The sequence below is a fragment of the Mucilaginibacter aquaedulcis genome (assembly GCF_030409325.1).
Classification (GTDB): domain Bacteria; phylum Bacteroidota; class Bacteroidia; order Sphingobacteriales; family Sphingobacteriaceae; genus Mucilaginibacter; species Mucilaginibacter aquaedulcis.
Map to the genome: position 1 here is coordinate 86,882 of NZ_JAUFPR010000001.1, position 15,868 is coordinate 102,749.

Below are 15,868 nucleotides of genomic sequence, written 5' to 3' on the forward strand. Positions count from 1 at the left end.
ATGGGATTAAAATCTGCACTGAGTAAAGTATTTGCAGCTGTTGTTAATAAACAGCTAAACCAACTGCGCCAAAACGCGGTGGCCCTGCAGCAAAAAACCTTTACCAACCTGGTTGATGCAGCTAAAAACACCTCCTTTGGTAAGGATCACCATTTTGAGCAGATCAACAATTACGAGGATTTTAAAAAACAAGTCCCCATACATGATTATGAGGATTTGCGCCCCTACATTGACCGCGTTGTAAGCGGAGAGGAAAATGTGTTATGGCCCGGAAAACCAGCTTACCTTGCTAAAACTTCGGGTACCACTTCGGGGGTAAAATATATCCCCATCTCAAAGGAAAGCATGCCTGAGCATATCAAAGCGGCACGCAATGCCCTGCTCAGCTATATTCACGAAACAGGTAACACCGGCTTTGTTGATGGCAAAATGATATTTTTACAGGGCAGCCCTACACTTGCCCAAAAACATGGCATATCAACCGGCAGGCTATCGGGCATTGTGGCTCACCATGTACCCGGATATCTGCAAAAAAACCGTTTACCCAGCTACCAAACCAATTGCATTGAAGATTGGGAGCAAAAGGTTGATGCCATTGTTGAGGAAACTTTTCATGAAGATATGCGCCTCATATCGGGCATACCACCATGGTGCCAAATGTACTTTGACAGGCTATCGGCCAAGGCAGGCGGCAAAAAGATCAAAGATATATTTCCCAATTTTAAACTATACGTGCACGGCGGTGTAAATTACGAGCCCTACCGCGCTCGTATGGAGGAAAGCATTGGCTTTAATATCGATTCTATAGAAACTTACCCGGCATCTGAAGGATTTATTGCTTTCCAAGATTCGCAAAAGGAAAAGGGATTGCTGTTGCTGGTTGACTCGGGAATATTTTATGAGTTTATCCCATCTGAAGAATACTATAATGACAACCCTACCCGCATCAACCTAAAAGATGTTGAGCTTGATAAAAACTATGCGCTCATCATGAATACCAGCGCTGGCTTGTGGGGTTATAGTTTGGGAGATACCATTAAATTCATCTCCAAAAACCCATATAAAATTGTAGTTACGGGCCGCATTAAACATTATATATCGGCCTTCGGCGAACATGTGATAGGCGAAGAAGTTGAGCAATCATTAATGAGTGTTGCCCAGCAAGAAGGTGTGGATGTTGTTGAGTTTACCGTGGCGCCGCAAGTTAATCCGGCAGGCGGACAACTACCCTATCATGAGTGGTTTATAGAGTTTGGCACCCCACCTGCAGATTTGAAGGCTTTTGCGTTTAAAGTAGATAAAGCATTGCAAAAGAAAAATATTTACTATTTTGACCTGATTGAAGGTAACATTTTGCAACCTTTGATAATCCAAAGCCTGCAAAAAGACGCGTTCATAAATTATATGCGTTCGCAAGGTAAACTGGGCGGGCAAAATAAAGTGCCGCGACTGGCAAACGACAGGAAGATTGCAGACGTATTAAAGGAATACGCTATTTAATAAGTAAATTTGACGTTGTTTAGATAAACAGTTTAGTAATTTAAGCGTTGATTTAAACAACTAATTAGTAACCAGAACATCATTGACTAATCATATTAAAAACATTGCCATTCTTGGCTCAACCGGCAGCATAGGTACGCAAACGCTGGAGGTGATCAGAAATAACAGCAACTTATTCAGGGCATTTCTTTTAACTGCACACTCCAATGCCGATCTGCTTATTAGTCAGGCCATTGAATTTGAGCCTGAGTATGCCATTATATGCGATGTAAATAAATACGCAGAAGTTAAGGCCGCGTTAGCCCATTTACCGGTAAAGGTATTGGCAGGTCATCAGGCTATTATAGATACTGTTACCCATCCGGATATTGTGGTAGTGCTTACCGCCATGGTTGGTTTTGCCGGGCTTGAGCCTACCATTGCCGCTATAAAGGCAGGTAAGGATATTGCCCTGGCCAATAAAGAAACCCTGGTTGTAGCCGGCGAAATTGTGACAGGACTGGCCAAACAACATGATGTCAAGATCCTTCCTGTTGATTCTGAACATTCGGCCATATTTCAGTGCCTTGCAGGTGAAGAACTGAATAATATTGAAAAGATCATCCTTACAGCCTCCGGAGGGCCGTTCCGCGGTCGCAGTGCCGATTTTTTGGCTAATGTAACCCGCGAGGATGCCTTAAAACACCCGAACTGGGTTATGGGTGCCAAGATCACTATTGATTCGGCTTCGCTAATGAATAAGGGACTGGAAGTGATAGAAGCCAAATGGTTGTTTGATGTAGAAGCAGATCAGATAGAGGTGATTGTTCATCCACAATCTATTGTGCATTCACTGGTTCAGTTCCATGATGGTTCTATTAAGGCCCAGATGGGTTTGCCTGATATGAAACTACCTATTCAGCACGCCCTATCCTACCCAAATCGCTTACAAAACGATTTTAAACGCTTTAATTTTACCAGTTATCCTAACCTGACATTTGAAAAACCGGATATGGATACTTTTCGTAATCTTAGTTTAGCATACGCGGCTTTAAGGCAGGGTGGTAATATGCCTTGTATCATCAATGCCGCCAATGAAATTGCCGTTGCAGGCTTTTTAAATCGCAGTATTGGCTTTTTAGCCATGAGTAATGTTATTGAAGAATGCATGCAGCATATACCATTCATAGCACAACCAACGTTAACCGACTATTTGAATACTGATAAAGAAACACGCATCTTTGCGCAAAACGTAATAAATAAACTACCAATAAAGGCAATACAATTTTAAAATATACATAAACGCAAATAATGAGCATAGTGATAATGGTGGGCCAGCTGATACTGGGCCTTTCAATTTTAATAATCCTGCACGAGTTGGGACACTTTTTGGCAGCACGTGCATTTGGCATTAAGGTAGAGAAGTTCTACCTGTTTTTTGATGCCTGGAACATAAGCCTGTTTAAATTTACATATAAAGGAGTTGAATACGGAATTGGCTGGTTACCACTGGGTGGCTATGTTAAAATTGCCGGTATGATAGATGAATCAATGGATACCGATCAATTAGCAGGCCCACCGCAACCCTGGGAGTTCCGTTCAAAACCGGCCTGGCAACGCTTAATTGTAATGCTTGGCGGTGTTACCGTAAACATTATCCTTGGTATATTGATATTCTGGGTACTTACTATGCGTTTCGGCGATAGCTACATCCCTAACTCGGCTGCCAAATATGGTATAGTACCGGGTGAAATTGGTAAAAAAATCGGCTTGCAGGCTGGTGATAATATAGTAGCTATAAACGGTAAACCATTTGATCGTTTTGATGATCTTACCAGCCCGAAGGTTCTGCTTGAAAACACGGTATTCAGCGTGCAGCGCGGTTCGGAAGATTTAAAAATAGCTATACCCCGTACTATACTGAATGATCTTTCTGACCACGGTATTGAGGAATTTATCAGCAGGGTACCACGTACTAAATTTGTGGTTGATTCTGTTTATGGCAACTCCTTAAAAGGTGGCTTACAAAAGGGCGACAGTGTTGTAGCTGTTAACGGCCAGCCTATAGCTTTCTGGGATCAGTTACAGGTTGCTTTGTTGAATACCAAAGGTAAAGTGGTTGATTTAACCGCAAAACGTAATAACAACCTTGTACCGCTTAAAATTCAGGTTAACGAGGATGGAACAATTGGCTTTGCCCGCTCAAAGAAAGATTTCCCTGAATTTAAAACTATTAATTACAGCTTTTTTGCCGCATTGCCAATTGGTGCTTCAAAAGCATGGGGAACCTTCTCAGAAAATGCTAAGGGCCTCGGTAAAATATTTAAAGGCGATGTTAAGTTCAGTAAAGCAGTAAGCGGCCCGGTAGCTATTGCCAACTTGTTTGGCAGCCATGTAGACTGGGTTCACTTCTGGACGCTGGTAGGCTTTTTATCAATGGTACTGGCCTTAATGAACTTACTGCCTATCCCAGCGCTTGATGGTGGCCACGCGGTGTTTTTGATCATTGAAATGATAAAAGGTAAACCATTAAGCGATAAATTTTTAGAACGCGCCCAGATAGTTGGCTTTGTAATACTTGTTACATTAATGGTATTTGTTTTTGGAAACGATATTGTAAAGATCATAACCAAAAAATAAGCTTTCAACTTCAGCACAAATAAGTAGTTCCGATGAATTAGTTTTCATCGGGACTACTTATTTTAATCAAGCTCATTCCCCTTTGAAGTATTTAATAATCAAAGCCTTACATTAACTTTACAAACTCCGGATTTTTATAAGCTTAAAAAGCGTACCTTCGCGCCGATTATTTTCTTGAAAAGGTGCAAACTTTATTAGCAGTTCTTCAACGACAATAAAACTTAAATCAATAGAATGAAAAAAATTGTCGATTACAGAAAGCTTTTAGAAGTAAACGAGGCTGCAGAATTACAGGAATTAAAAACCAAATACAGGAGCTTAATGAAAGCCTGGCATCCGGACAAGTTTCAGGATAGCCCTGAAAGTAAGCTGGAAGCTGAAGAAAAAAGCAAAACCATTATTGAAGCATATCATTTTTTGGTAAGCATTGCTCCCGAAACTCGTGACCAATCGTTTGCTGAATACACTATTACCACAACAACCTGCGCCATTGCCGATTTTGAATACAAATCGCAGGTATTGAAAATCAGCTTTACTGATGGCAACACTTATGAATACTTTGATGTACCAAAAGCTGTTTATGTTAAACTGATCAATGCTGATTCGCCAGGCCGTTTTGCCCGCAGGCACATTTATAACGATTACGTTTACAGGAGTATCAGTAAACTGGTAGCAAGCGCGTAAGCTTAATTATATTCTTTAAAATAACAGAAAAGGCCTTGCAATATTTGCAAGGCCTTTTCTGTTATACTTTCTAATTTTATACTGTAGGTTCAGATGTTTGGTCGCTTGTACTCACCACATCAAAGGGTGAGCGTTCTTTTTTGAATATGGCTGCCCCTATCAACGATACGATAACTCCCATAATTATAGACGATACTAACGCCCCTATGGCGATACTTTTTGGCCCGACAAACTTGCGGGTAAAGGTCATTCCCTGGTCTATTTGTTCCTGTGATAATCCCTTTGCAGCCAACTTAGCCTCGGTAGAAGCCAGTATCTTCTCTAACATTTCGGGGCTAAGCACTGCAAAATACAAATATGTAAACACCACCAATACTATTCCTGAGAGTATTGAATACAAAAAGCCTACCTTAAAAGCCTCGCCAAAAGTAATATAGCCGCCATTATTATCCCTAAGCTCTTTTTGCGTTAAAAACATAAAAGCGATGAAGGGCACCATGCCCAGCCATTTAACCGGAGAATCAGGATCAAGGTTAAGGAATTGAATGATATAAGTAATTACGATAGAGGTAACAACGTAGATTAGCCCCCATTTTATAGCTAATGAAATTGGAGTGACTTTTTTTGATTCCATGATTTTAGGTTTATGATTGATCTAAAATAAACAATATTTTTTCAATATAACCACCTGCAGCTATAATTAAGCAATGGCTAATAAAACAAAACGGGCATTTCTGATCAGAAATGCCCGTTTTGTTTTATTACAAGAACACTACTCTTTACACCGTAGCATTATTGCCCGCATTTGTTGCATAGCTATCCTTTTTGAAAAAGGCAGCGAAGATAATAGCCAGTACAAATATAAAAATAATAGAAATTCCTAATCCTTGTATCTGTTTCCTTATAGTAGTTTCCTTTTGAACATCAAACTCTGACTGGATCTCATCTAATTTTTTCTTGATAATATCCGGACTTGTTTTATTTTCCGTCAGAAATTTGCTTACGGAGTGAGTCATAGCAGTTTGCGTTTTCTCAATCATGTGGGGCTCTATAACCTTGGCAAATAACTGGTCGCGCAGTATAAATTGTGTTATAAAAGCCATGAAAAACATAATGAATATGCCGGTTGCAGCCTCGCGCATGATCCAGAAGCCACCTACTCTTTTCCTGAAATTAAAACACAAAACAACTACCAATAAAACCGGTATCAATACCGAAAAAATAAATGGAATGGAAGATATTACCACAACCGAACTTGTAGATAATATGATATAAAAAGATATAATACTAAGTACGGTTAAAGCCACACCCAGTAATAGCCCAAAGACTATACCGGTAACCCTCAACCGTTTTTTGTCAACTTCAAACGCCATCGATACTATTGAAAATTGATTAATATCTCTAATACCGCCATATCAAAATCTTTTTCAATAGCGTTTTCAGCAATTTCATCTACGGCATCTTCAGATGGGTCTAAATTTTGAAAGAAACACATCATTGGGTAAAACAACTCTTTCAATTCCGAATCTTCAGGAAGGCTTTTAGCGACTTTGGCTATTTCTGAAACAGGACTTTCAATCAATATCTGATTGGCTATTACGGGTTCGTAAATGCGGTATTCATCCTGAAACTCATCCTCATCAACCAGTAAAAACTCTTTCAGGTAATCTTCCAGTTCAGGCTCAATTTCTTCGTCTTCACACTCGTTAAGGTATAGTAACAGGTTTAACAACTCGGTACCACGATCAAGTGTTTGTTCTTCAATATCCTCCCACTCCGGAGTGTCCAGGTAATCTTCTTCCAGTTTTTTAACATCGGCGCTAAAAAAGTTGATCATCAGTAAATCGAAGAAAACTTCGCGTAACGACTCTACATCCGGGTTATTATCAAACACCTCATCCAAAGCATCCACCTTGGTTAAAAAGTCTTCGTCTGATGCGAAAACTTCACCAAAATTTTCAATGAGCTGGGTAGCGTCAAACTCGTTATATTTAGAAAAAGCCTCTAAAGCGGCTTCAAAGGCGGTTTCTATTTTTGGATCGATCATGATTATCTATTTAAAAATTTGTTGATTATTATACGTTAAAAGTACTTTACCTTTTAAGTTTTGGCCCATAAACGGCGAGTTAACAGATTTTGAACGGTTATTTTTACCATTAAACTCCCACTCTGCATCAGTATCAAAAAGTACGAGGTTAGCCTGCTCACCCTCGGCAATAACAGGCACCGCAACACCCAATATTTCGCGGGGATTAATAGCCAGCTTGTCAATCAGTAGCTCTACCGGCAAACCTGATCTTAAGGCCAGGGCTAATGCTGTTTGAAAACCGGTTATCCCAAATTCAGCCACCTCAAATTCCACATCTTTAAATTCAACCTCGTGTGGCGTATGCTGTGTTACTATAGCATCTATAGTACCATCTTTAAGCCCGTTTATCAACGCGCTAACGTCATCTTTGGTACGTAGCGGTGGTTTTACTTTATACATACTGTCAAAACCCAGCAGGGCTTCATCTGTAAGCACCAGGTGATGTGCAGCAACATCGCAGGTAACTTCTATACCCTTTCTTTTAGCCTCACGGATGAGTTCAACCGAGCGGGCCGTTGATATGGTACTGAAATGTATTTTTGATACAGTATATTCTGCCAGATAGAGGTCACGGGCTATCATGAGTTCTTCTGCCAGTGAGGGGATGCCTTTCATGCCCAGCAGTGTGCTAATCTCTCCCTCATTCACTTTAGCTTTGCCTGCAATAGCGGTGTCTTCAGGGTACGAAAACACCAAGGCGTCAAAACCCTGGGCATACAGCAGCGCGCGCTCCATTAGTCCGGCATCCTGCACCGGGCGATTACCATCGGTAAAGGCTTTTGCGCCGCTCAGGTACATATCATACATTTCGGCAAGGTCTTTCCCCTCACGTTTATGCGATATGGTGCCTAACGGATATACATCAACCAGGTTGTTTTTAGCCCGGTTAACCAGGTATTCAATTTCTGCTTTAGAATGTACAGGCGGTATAGTGTTAGGCATTAATGCCACGCCGGTAAAGCCTCCTGCCGCGGCAGCGCTTGTACCCGAGTACATATCTTCTTTGGTTTCGAGGCCAAGCTCTCCAATATTGCAATTAAGGTCAAAAAAACCAGGTGATACGTATTTACCTGCCGCCTCAATGAGTTCGGCATCGGCTTCAATATCTTCTGCAATGCGGGTAATTAGCCCATTTTCTATTAAAATATCGGCAATTTGTTGATGAAAGGCTGATCCGGGATCAAGAATGGTGGCAGATTTGATAAGCAAATTCATTAGCACTGCTTTAAGGATTTTGTATGAATTAAACAGGCTGCTTTATACTTTGTTTAGCGGGTTTAAAATACCTGATCAACAAAATTTCTGCGGCCAGAAAAATCAATGCCAAAATTATACAAAGTTTCCATAATTGTGTGCCAAAATTTGTTTCGGCAACAATACCTTTTAATGAAGCATTAGTACCTGTTAATAAGGCGGTTGACTTTGGCATTAATTTCGTTAGCTCTCCCTTGTTCAAATAACTCATGTCTGATTCTGTCCGGTTATCATTAAAAGCGAGCATTGCCAGTGTGCTATCCTGCTTTTTAAGCGTGTAAATACCACTTTCCCGAAGCTGATCTGACAGGTATAAAATGGTGCTTCCCTCCTGCTGCCTCACATCCGGGATGGTACTTTGATCGCCTTTAACCAATTTCAGTAATTGTTTCTCCGTAAGCTGAACCGGCGGTATCTCTAAAGTTTCATCCTGCCCTAAAGTGTAAAAAAGGGGCAGATCATGACCACTTAATAAAGCAATCCTGAACATTACCGGCACAAAAAGAGCATGGCGGGGTAAATTGCTGAAATCTTCATTTAGCGGCACGGAGGCTACATACACTTTGCCCCTGCCACTTGTGTAGCCGGCCCAGAAAATTTGACCGCCTGTCAACTTCATGAGGTTATCCTGTGCGGATGATGATGGTGATAACTGATAATATTTTTTAACAACAGGCAGATCGGGATTTTCCGGAAAGCTTTCAAATACGTTTTTAAATACAGGGCTCTGTTTATTTATGGCTGATACCTTTATGCTTTCGCTCACCAGTTTTTCGGGCCATGAAGTGCCCATGGGTTGCAGGAACGAATGATAATTAGCCAAATCAGCATCGGCAGCTGGGAAAACCATCAGCGTACCGCCCTTGACCACATAAGTTTTTAACTGCTGCGCCAAACCTGCAGATATGGCCTTAACATCACTGATAATTACTATGGGCATACTGTTAAGGCCGGTGTAATCAACATTGCCATCGGGTACACGCTGGGCACTAAAAAAAGGATCGGAAGCAAAAACAGCTTTTAAATAGGTATTGGGGATCCCCCCATCTATAAGCAGTACCGGCATTTGGTTGCTTACGTTAAAACTAAAATAAAACTGGTTATCAAACGTAACAGGATTATCCTGAAGTTCAACCTTACCTTGTTGCCAGCCCGCTTGAAGGCCCATAAATGCCAAGGTATCATTCTGTACGGCACCTGCAGGGATACTATAACTGCCCAATGCCTTTTGCGCGCCGTTTATAATTACTTTAAGTGGAATTTTATCGGCTTTTTGGGTGGAGTAATTGTGGAGGCGTACCACCAATTTTTCGTTTTCACCAAGCCTGTGAACAGCACTTAGCAGCCAAACCGAATCAACTGCCACATTGGATAAAGCAGCAGCTTTAAGTTGTATCAAATTAATGGCCACGCTGCTGTCGCCCTTTAATGGCTTTCCGGCCATATTTTTTTGAAGGTCAGAAATTACATAGATTGATTTTATACTGCCAGGCTGTGTAAGCAACAGGTTTTGCTGACGGCTGATGATCTGCTGCAGATTGCGGCTTTGGGCGCTGATCTTTACCTGGTCAACCGCATCGTCAAATTCGTCCCGGCTTAACAATCGTTGATGTTTGCCCTCAAAATCCTGGGTAAGCAGCTGAAAACGATCGTTAATATTATAGGCCGATGCAATTTCCTTAGCCTTTTGTTTAGCATCATCAAGCAGTGAACCCTCCCGGTTAAGGGTTTCCATACTGTAGGAGTTATCTACAAAAACACTCACTACGTTTTGCCTGCCTGCGCCCGTATAATTTTGCCCCGGCAGGTATGGCCGTGCAAATGCCAGTATCAGGAAAAACAAGGCCAATAATCTGGAGGCAAGTATGAGCCTTTCTTTTAAGTTGCGGCGAGATGATTGCTGCTCCTGTATCTCCTTCAAAAACTGCACGTTGCTAAAATTCACTTTCTGAAACTTACGAAAGTTGAATAAATGGATAATAACAGGAATAGCTAACGTGAGTAATGCAAATAAAAAAGAAGGATAGATAAAGTGCATATATACAAATGTGGTGATAAATGTGCAGATTTCAAATGTGGCGATAGCTCAGTTAACCTTTTGACTTGCTGTAGCCTGTCTTTTGCATAAATGTCTTTAATACTGTTGGCATAAATAACGTAAAAGATGTGATTTCGCTCATCAAATAATTTCTTAATCTCAATAATTAAATACATTTTGTCTGCGATTTATAAACAACAAACACTACTTAATAAACTATGGAATTCAGACGATTAGGAGATACTAAACTGGCTGTTTCGGCTATTACTTTTGGGGCCTGGGCCGCCGGTGGCTGGATGTGGGGTGGTAATGATGATAAGGAAGCTATTGAGGCCATGCGCGTATCATATGATCTTGGGGTAACCTCTATTGATACTGCTCCTATTTACGGGCAGGGTAAAAGCGAAGAACTTGTAGGCGAGGCTATTAAAGGCTTACCGCGCGATAAAGTTCAACTGTTAACAAAATTTGGAATGCGCTGGGATCTGGCCAAGGGCACCTTCGGGTTCAAAAGTCAGGATAACCAGGGTAATGATATTGACATATATAAATATGCTGCTAAAGAAAGCATTATACTGGAGTGCGAAAACAGCCTTAAACGCTTAGGTACCGACTATATAGACCTATACCAGACACACTGGCCAGATGCTACCACACCTATTGACGAAACCATGGAGGCTTTACTGCGCCTTAAAGAGCAAGGTAAAATACGCGAAGCCGGTGTAAGCAATTATGATGTAAAGCAAATGGCTATTGCCGAAAAAACAATTAAGCTGGCATCAAACCAGGTACCATACAGCATGGTGAACCGCGATTTGGAAGATGAGGTGATACCTTACTGTATTGAAAATAAAAAAGCGATACTGGCTTACAGCCCACTTGAACGTGGCCTGCTCACCGGCAAAATAAAACTAGGTCATCATTTTGGCGATGGTGATCACCGTGCCGGCGTTAAGTATTTTAAAGAGGAAAATATTAAACGCACCAATGAGTTTCTGGCTAAAATTAAACCACTGGCCGATGAAAAGAACGCCACACTTGGCCAATTAGTGATCCGGTGGACAATTAACCATCCAGGTATTACCGTTGCACTGGTAGGTGCCCGCAATGCCGAACAAGCTAAACAAAACGCGCAGGCCATCAATATTCACATTAATGGCGAAGAAATGGAGTTTATCAATAATCAACTGAGCGATCTGGAAATTGTAGGATAGATACATCCTCTTAATACATAAAAAAGGGAGGCACTTTTAATGCCTCCCTTTTTGTTTAATCTCTGTGTCTTCTTCGTTTCTTTTTACTTGATTTTGAGCTGCTCTTCTTTTCTGAATTCTGGACTTTACTATTATCCTGATCCTGCTTTACTGCAGCGTTAGCGGCTGGCTTATCGGCTACATTGGTAGAATCTTTACTCAGCTGTTTTACAGTAAACTCATTACCCCTTAAGCCATATTCCAGCTGGCGTTTGGCTCCTGTGGGTTGCGCATCTTTCCCATTGCCGTTATAAATAGGAAATTCCCTGATCAGCTTTCCATCACGTATGTAAAAATTATCACCGCCGCGGTAACCTTTGCGGTAACCACTGTTAAGTCTTGGAAAATCGAGCTTGTTGGCTTTGTTGTTATTAAACTCAAACGCGTAGATACTGGTGTAACGGGTAGTATCCTTTGATTTGGCCTGTATCAAAATTTCGGGATTGCCATCCACATCCATATCAGCGTTGTATACATCTACTATCGCGCCATCCAGGTCGCCGGTAGTTGTAGTGTATTGAATACCCGACGAATCAGAATGTAAGATCAGGAATGCACCGGCATCAACTGATCCGCGACCCCAGCTCAATATATCATAGCTCTGCCCCGGCGATACCTCTATCATTTTATGAAACCGAAATGGAGGCATTAATTCAGGCTTCTTAGCAGCAGGTGTACTTACAGTTGTCTTTGTTTCATTGCCGCTACAGCCGGCAATTATAGTACCTATTAATAATGCAAAAAGATTAAATCTGTTAACCATTATATATATAATATTAATTGTATAATGTATCTGCTGTTAGCTCGGCTTTTTGTTTACCTGGTGCATTTATAAATACTTTTAAGGCAACAGGCCCGCCGGCATCTACATACTTTAAGCTGAAGCGGTGATACCCCTTCATTAAAGGAACTGCGCCATCCTGTTCTGTAACCGCATGCTTGCCATCGTTATCAACAACTACCTGATCATCTATCAATAACACCGCTCCGTTACCAGACAAGGTTGAAAAACCATAATTACCATCGGCCTCGGCATTGATATATCCCGAATAAACAACGCCATATTTACCTTTGTTTTTACGAAAATCAGCCGTGCTAAAAGTTTTAATCGCGCCACTATCTGTAGCAGTAACATTACTTAACTGGCTGGTTGCTGTAAACGTACCTGGAAATAATTGATATTTTACACCCGGAGCTGATGCCGTATAATTACTAACGGCAGCCAAAGGCGCTTTATTATAAACTACCATACGCGTTGCCACGCTCCTTTTACCCGATGGAGTGATTACGATGGTTTGCAATTCGCGGTACTGATCCTGCGGAACCGGGAAGCTCAGCGGGATATTATAGATTAAGTCTGTCTCCCGTGGCGAATAGCCATCAATAGTATAGTAAACCTTAGCCCCATCAACAGATGGCTTTAAGGTGGCGGTTAATTGCGAACCAATCATCACGGTATCTTTAGCACCTATGGCTGTAGGTACACGATAATTAAAGCCATTTTTATCCAACCAGGCTAAATGACCGGGCAGGCGGGTTTCTGAAAAATCTTTAAAATTCTTATTAGCCAACGGCGACCAGGCCACTTCTGATAGCGCCATTAACCTTGGCAACAGCATATATTCAACCTTGGCATCTGTTGGTATGTATTCTGTCCATAAATTGGCTTGTACGCCTTCTATGTACTTCTGCTCATCTGCTGTTAAAACATCAGGTGTTGGGTTGTAGCTGTAAATTTTTGACAAAGGCTCATTACCACCAATGCTTAAAGGCTCCTGGCTTGGTTTACCCTGCCCGTGGTCAATGTATAAACCATTACTGCCAGGGGTCATGATCACTTTGTGTTTTTGTTGAGCGGCGGCAATTCCTCCCTCTTCTCCGCGCCAGCTCATTACGGTTGCATTTGGTGCAAGCCCGCCTTCCAGAATCTCATCCCAGCCAATAATGCTGCGTCCTTTTGAGTTCAGGAATTTTTCCATGCGCTGAATGAAATAGCTTTGCAGGCCATGTTCATCTTTCAGCTTTAACTTTTTGATCAGCTGCTGGCAATACGCCGAATTTTTCCAGGCATCTTTTGGTGCCTCATCACCACCGATGTGAATATATTTACTTGGAAACAGCTCCATCACCTCGGTTAAAACATCCTCCAAAAAGCTGAATGTTTTTTCGGTAGGGCAATAGATATCTTTAAATACTCCCCAGGTTTCGGCAGCTTTATAAGCTTTACCGGGCTCGCAGCCTAATTCAGGATAGGCGGCTAATGCAGCTGATGAATGGCCTGGCATTTCAATTTCGGGCACTACATTGATGTACCTTGCAGTAGCATATTTAACCACGTCACGAATCTGATCCTGGGTGTAAAAACCACCATAAGGGGTGTTATCAAACTGCTGAGGAGTGCGGTCGCGGTAACCACCAATAAGGGTTTGCGCGCGCATACTGCCGATTTGCGTTAGCTTAGGATATTTTTTTATTTCGATGCGCCAGCCCTGATCTTCGGTTAGGTGCCAGTGAAAGTTATTAAGCTTGTATGCTGCCAGCAGGTCGATGTATTTTTTCACCATCTCTACCGAGAAAAAGTGACGACCAACATCAAGCATGGCTCCGCGATAACCAAAACGCGGGTAATCCTCTACCTGCACACATGGTAATTTGCTGGTAGCGCCTCTTTCTAAAGGAATTAATTGTAATAGTGTTTGTATACCGTAAAACAATCCCGCGCCTTTACCTGCTACGGTAACTTGCTGAGGTGTAATAGTTAAACGGTAACCTTCGGCAGGCAAATTTTCTGTACCGGCTGATGTTAATGTAACTACATTATTGTTTGCCCCCCCTTTTGCAACGATAGCTTTATTGTAGGCCAGGTTGTTAGTTAAAAAATCCTTAAAAAATAAAACCGCTTTATTTGAAGGCGAATCGGCCTGAATAATGGTTTCCTGGCTCAACGTAAACTGTCCGGGAGCTTTTTTAACCGATACAGGAACCGGAATAATACCCAAATTAGGATCGCTGTCCTGTGCTTTTAAAAGATTGGAAGATACTGTAAGCAGTGCCAACAGCAAGAGGGAGGCTTTTTTATACATAATTATTAATCAGGTTGATACTAAGTGGTGAAGATATAAGATTTTAAAAAAATATAAGAAGTTTGCTCTGTAAAAAATATGTTAGCAGCAGAAACCTCTTTCTATCTCCTCAATCCCTTCCTGTAAATAATAGACCAAAAATGGCAAAGAGCAATAAAACACTCGAAAAAGTAGTAAGCTGTCATGCTGAGCTCAGTCGAAGGGTAGAGTGTCGAGGCCTGCCCACTATGCTTCGACGGAGCTCAGCATGACAGCTTTTTTTAATTACTGCCTAATGAGGGGTTATTACTATCTAAGGGTATGGAGTTAAAACAACAAAGCCACCCAAAAGGGTGGCTTTGTTTATATTTTATGTATCCCTCTTTTTGAAGAAAGGGAATATTAACCTTTATGCTGTTACTACGTGCTCTTTAGCAGCCAGGTACCTTTCGGCATCAATAGCTGCCATACAGCCTGTACCCGCAGCGGTTACTGCCTGGCGGTAGATATGATCCTGTGCATCGCCGCAGCAAAATACACCTTCAATATTGGTTTCTGTTGAACCTGGGCGGGTTTTGATATAACCGGTTTCGTCCATATGTAACCAGCCTTTAAAAATATCAGTATTAGGGTGGTGACCGATGGCTACGAAGAAACCTGTAACATCCAGATCGGTATCGGTATTGGTTAAAGTATTGGTAACCTTAACACCGTTTACGCTTTGACCGTCACCTAAAATCTCTTTAGTTTCGGTGTTATATAACACTTCAATATTAGGAGTGTTCAATACACGATGCACCATTGCTTTTGAGGCGCGGAACTCATCACGACGAACGATCATGTATACCTTACGTGTCAATTTAGCCAGATAAGTAGCTTCTTCAGCAGCGGTATCACCGGCACCTACTATAGCAACATCCTGTCCTTTAAAAAAGAAGCCATCGCAAACAGCACAGGCAGAAACGCCAAAGCCGCTATATTTTTGTTCAGACTCCAGACCCAGCCATTTTGCTGAAGCTCCGGTAGCAATAATTACCGTATCGGCAGTAATGGTTTTTACATCATCAATAACCACTTTGTGTGGCAGGCTGCTAAAATCAACAGAGCTGGCATAGCCAAAACGTATTTCGGTACCCAAACGCTCAGCTTGTTTACGCAGATCTTCCATCATTTCGGGGCCCATGATACCTTCGGGATAGCCCGGAAAGTTTTCAACCTCGGTAGTTTGGGTAAGCTGTCCGCCGGCTAATAAACCAGTGTACATAACCGGCTTTAAATCAGCTCTTGAGGCATATATAGCGGCTGTATAACCAGCCGGACCTGAGCCTATGATCAGGCATTTTACGTGTTCAGTTTCTTGAGACATTAT

General features: G+C 41.7%; 13 protein-coding genes. 5 read left to right on the forward strand and 8 right to left on the reverse strand.

All coding sequences use genetic code 11. From position 1 onward, the window contains the following. The 4 genes from QWZ01_RS00365 to QWZ01_RS00380 all read left to right on the forward strand — a co-directional run bounded on the left by QWZ01_RS00365 (position 1) and on the right by QWZ01_RS00380 (position 4,803). The gene (locus QWZ01_RS00365; RefSeq protein WP_290321219.1) at positions 1-1,500 is read left to right on the forward strand and encodes a GH3 auxin-responsive promoter family protein; all 1,500 of its coding nucleotides are present in this window, start codon (positions 1-3) and stop codon (positions 1,498-1,500) included. Between the two features lie 82 nt (positions 1,501-1,582). After that, positions 1,583-2,770, forward strand: coding sequence for a 1-deoxy-D-xylulose-5-phosphate reductoisomerase (locus tag QWZ01_RS00370; protein ID WP_290321220.1), 1,188 nt, complete (start codon positions 1,583-1,585; stop codon positions 2,768-2,770). A 20-nt stretch (positions 2,771-2,790) separates the two neighbouring features. Next, complete coding sequence (gene rseP, locus QWZ01_RS00375; protein ID WP_290321221.1) at positions 2,791-4,119, forward strand: RIP metalloprotease RseP; 1,329 nt, start codon at positions 2,791-2,793, stop codon at positions 4,117-4,119. Positions 4,120-4,353: 234 nt separating this feature from the next. Next, positions 4,354-4,803, forward strand: coding sequence for a KTSC domain-containing protein (locus QWZ01_RS00380; protein WP_290321222.1), 450 nt, complete (start codon positions 4,354-4,356; stop codon positions 4,801-4,803). A 76-nt stretch (positions 4,804-4,879) separates the two neighbouring features. On the opposite strand, the gene QWZ01_RS00385 is transcribed toward QWZ01_RS00380, so the two are convergent. The 5 genes from QWZ01_RS00385 to QWZ01_RS00405 all read right to left on the reverse strand — a co-directional run bounded on the left by QWZ01_RS00385 (position 4,880) and on the right by QWZ01_RS00405 (position 10,184). Continuing rightward, on the reverse strand, positions 4,880-5,437 hold the full coding sequence (locus QWZ01_RS00385) for a DUF4199 domain-containing protein (protein WP_290321223.1): 558 nt from the start codon (positions 5,435-5,437) through the stop codon (positions 4,880-4,882). A 145-nt stretch (positions 5,438-5,582) separates the two neighbouring features. Further along, positions 5,583-6,176 (reverse strand): DUF4199 family protein, encoded by a 594-nt coding sequence (locus QWZ01_RS00390; RefSeq protein WP_290321224.1) that lies wholly within the window; start codon positions 6,174-6,176, stop codon positions 5,583-5,585. Positions 6,177-6,181: 5 nt separating this feature from the next. Beyond that, positions 6,182-6,850 carry a hypothetical protein gene (locus QWZ01_RS00395; RefSeq protein ID WP_290321225.1) on the reverse strand — a complete coding sequence of 223 codons (669 nt, stop codon included), beginning with the start codon at positions 6,848-6,850 and terminating at the stop codon, positions 6,182-6,184. 6 nt (positions 6,851-6,856) lie between these two features. Continuing rightward, positions 6,857-8,107: a dihydroorotase gene (locus QWZ01_RS00400; protein ID WP_290321226.1), complete on the reverse strand. Its 1,251-nt coding sequence runs from the start codon at positions 8,105-8,107 to the stop codon at positions 6,857-6,859. Positions 8,108-8,135: 28 nt separating this feature from the next. Continuing rightward, on the reverse strand, positions 8,136-10,184 hold the full coding sequence (locus QWZ01_RS00405; RefSeq protein ID WP_290321227.1) for a BatA domain-containing protein: 2,049 nt from the start codon (positions 10,182-10,184) through the stop codon (positions 8,136-8,138). Between the two features lie 218 nt (positions 10,185-10,402). On the opposite strand from QWZ01_RS00405, the gene QWZ01_RS00410 reads away from it, so the two are divergent. Continuing rightward, positions 10,403-11,398, forward strand: coding sequence for an aldo/keto reductase (locus tag QWZ01_RS00410; RefSeq protein WP_290321228.1), 996 nt, complete (start codon positions 10,403-10,405; stop codon positions 11,396-11,398). Between the two features lie 55 nt (positions 11,399-11,453). Here the strand turns inward: QWZ01_RS00410 and QWZ01_RS00415 are convergent, their stop codons facing one another. From QWZ01_RS00415 to trxB, 3 genes are all read right to left on the reverse strand, one after another. Beyond that, positions 11,454-12,200 (reverse strand): hypothetical protein, encoded by a 747-nt coding sequence (locus tag QWZ01_RS00415; protein WP_290321229.1) that lies wholly within the window; start codon positions 12,198-12,200, stop codon positions 11,454-11,456. A gap of 13 nt (positions 12,201-12,213) precedes the next feature. Continuing rightward, complete coding sequence (locus QWZ01_RS00420; protein WP_290321230.1) at positions 12,214-14,520, reverse strand: family 20 glycosylhydrolase; 2,307 nt, start codon at positions 14,518-14,520, stop codon at positions 12,214-12,216. Positions 14,521-14,908: 388 nt separating this feature from the next. Further along, positions 14,909-15,865, reverse strand: coding sequence for a thioredoxin-disulfide reductase (trxB, locus tag QWZ01_RS00425; protein ID WP_290321231.1), 957 nt, complete (start codon positions 15,863-15,865; stop codon positions 14,909-14,911). Positions 15,866-15,868 lie beyond the last annotated feature (3 nt).

Excerpts from the sequence above, each read along its gene's own strand:
- QWZ01_RS00380 (WP_290321222.1), top strand. The coding sequence starts at position 4,354 with ATGAAAAAAATTGTCGATTACAGAAAGCTTTTAGAAGTAAACGAGGCT.
- QWZ01_RS00395 (WP_290321225.1), bottom strand. The coding sequence starts at position 6,850 with ATGATCGATCCAAAAATAGAAACCGCCTTTGAAGCCGCTTTAGAGGCT.
- QWZ01_RS00400 (WP_290321226.1), bottom strand. The coding sequence starts at position 8,107 with ATGAATTTGCTTATCAAATCTGCCACCATTCTTGATCCCGGATCAGCC.
- QWZ01_RS00405 (WP_290321227.1), bottom strand. The coding sequence starts at position 10,184 with ATGCACTTTATCTATCCTTCTTTTTTATTTGCATTACTCACGTTAGCT.
- rseP (WP_290321221.1), top strand. The coding sequence starts at position 2,791 with ATGAGCATAGTGATAATGGTGGGCCAGCTGATACTGGGCCTTTCAATT.
- trxB (WP_290321231.1), bottom strand. The coding sequence starts at position 15,865 with ATGTCTCAAGAAACTGAACACGTAAAATGCCTGATCATAGGCTCAGGT.
- QWZ01_RS00410 (WP_290321228.1), top strand. The coding sequence starts at position 10,403 with ATGGAATTCAGACGATTAGGAGATACTAAACTGGCTGTTTCGGCTATT.
- QWZ01_RS00415 (WP_290321229.1), bottom strand. The coding sequence starts at position 12,200 with ATGGTTAACAGATTTAATCTTTTTGCATTATTAATAGGTACTATAATT.
- QWZ01_RS00385 (WP_290321223.1), bottom strand. The coding sequence starts at position 5,437 with ATGGAATCAAAAAAAGTCACTCCAATTTCATTAGCTATAAAATGGGGG.
- QWZ01_RS00390 (WP_290321224.1), bottom strand. The coding sequence starts at position 6,176 with ATGGCGTTTGAAGTTGACAAAAAACGGTTGAGGGTTACCGGTATAGTC.
- QWZ01_RS00365 (WP_290321219.1), top strand. The coding sequence starts at position 1 with ATGGGATTAAAATCTGCACTGAGTAAAGTATTTGCAGCTGTTGTTAAT.
- QWZ01_RS00420 (WP_290321230.1), bottom strand. The coding sequence starts at position 14,520 with ATGTATAAAAAAGCCTCCCTCTTGCTGTTGGCACTGCTTACAGTATCT.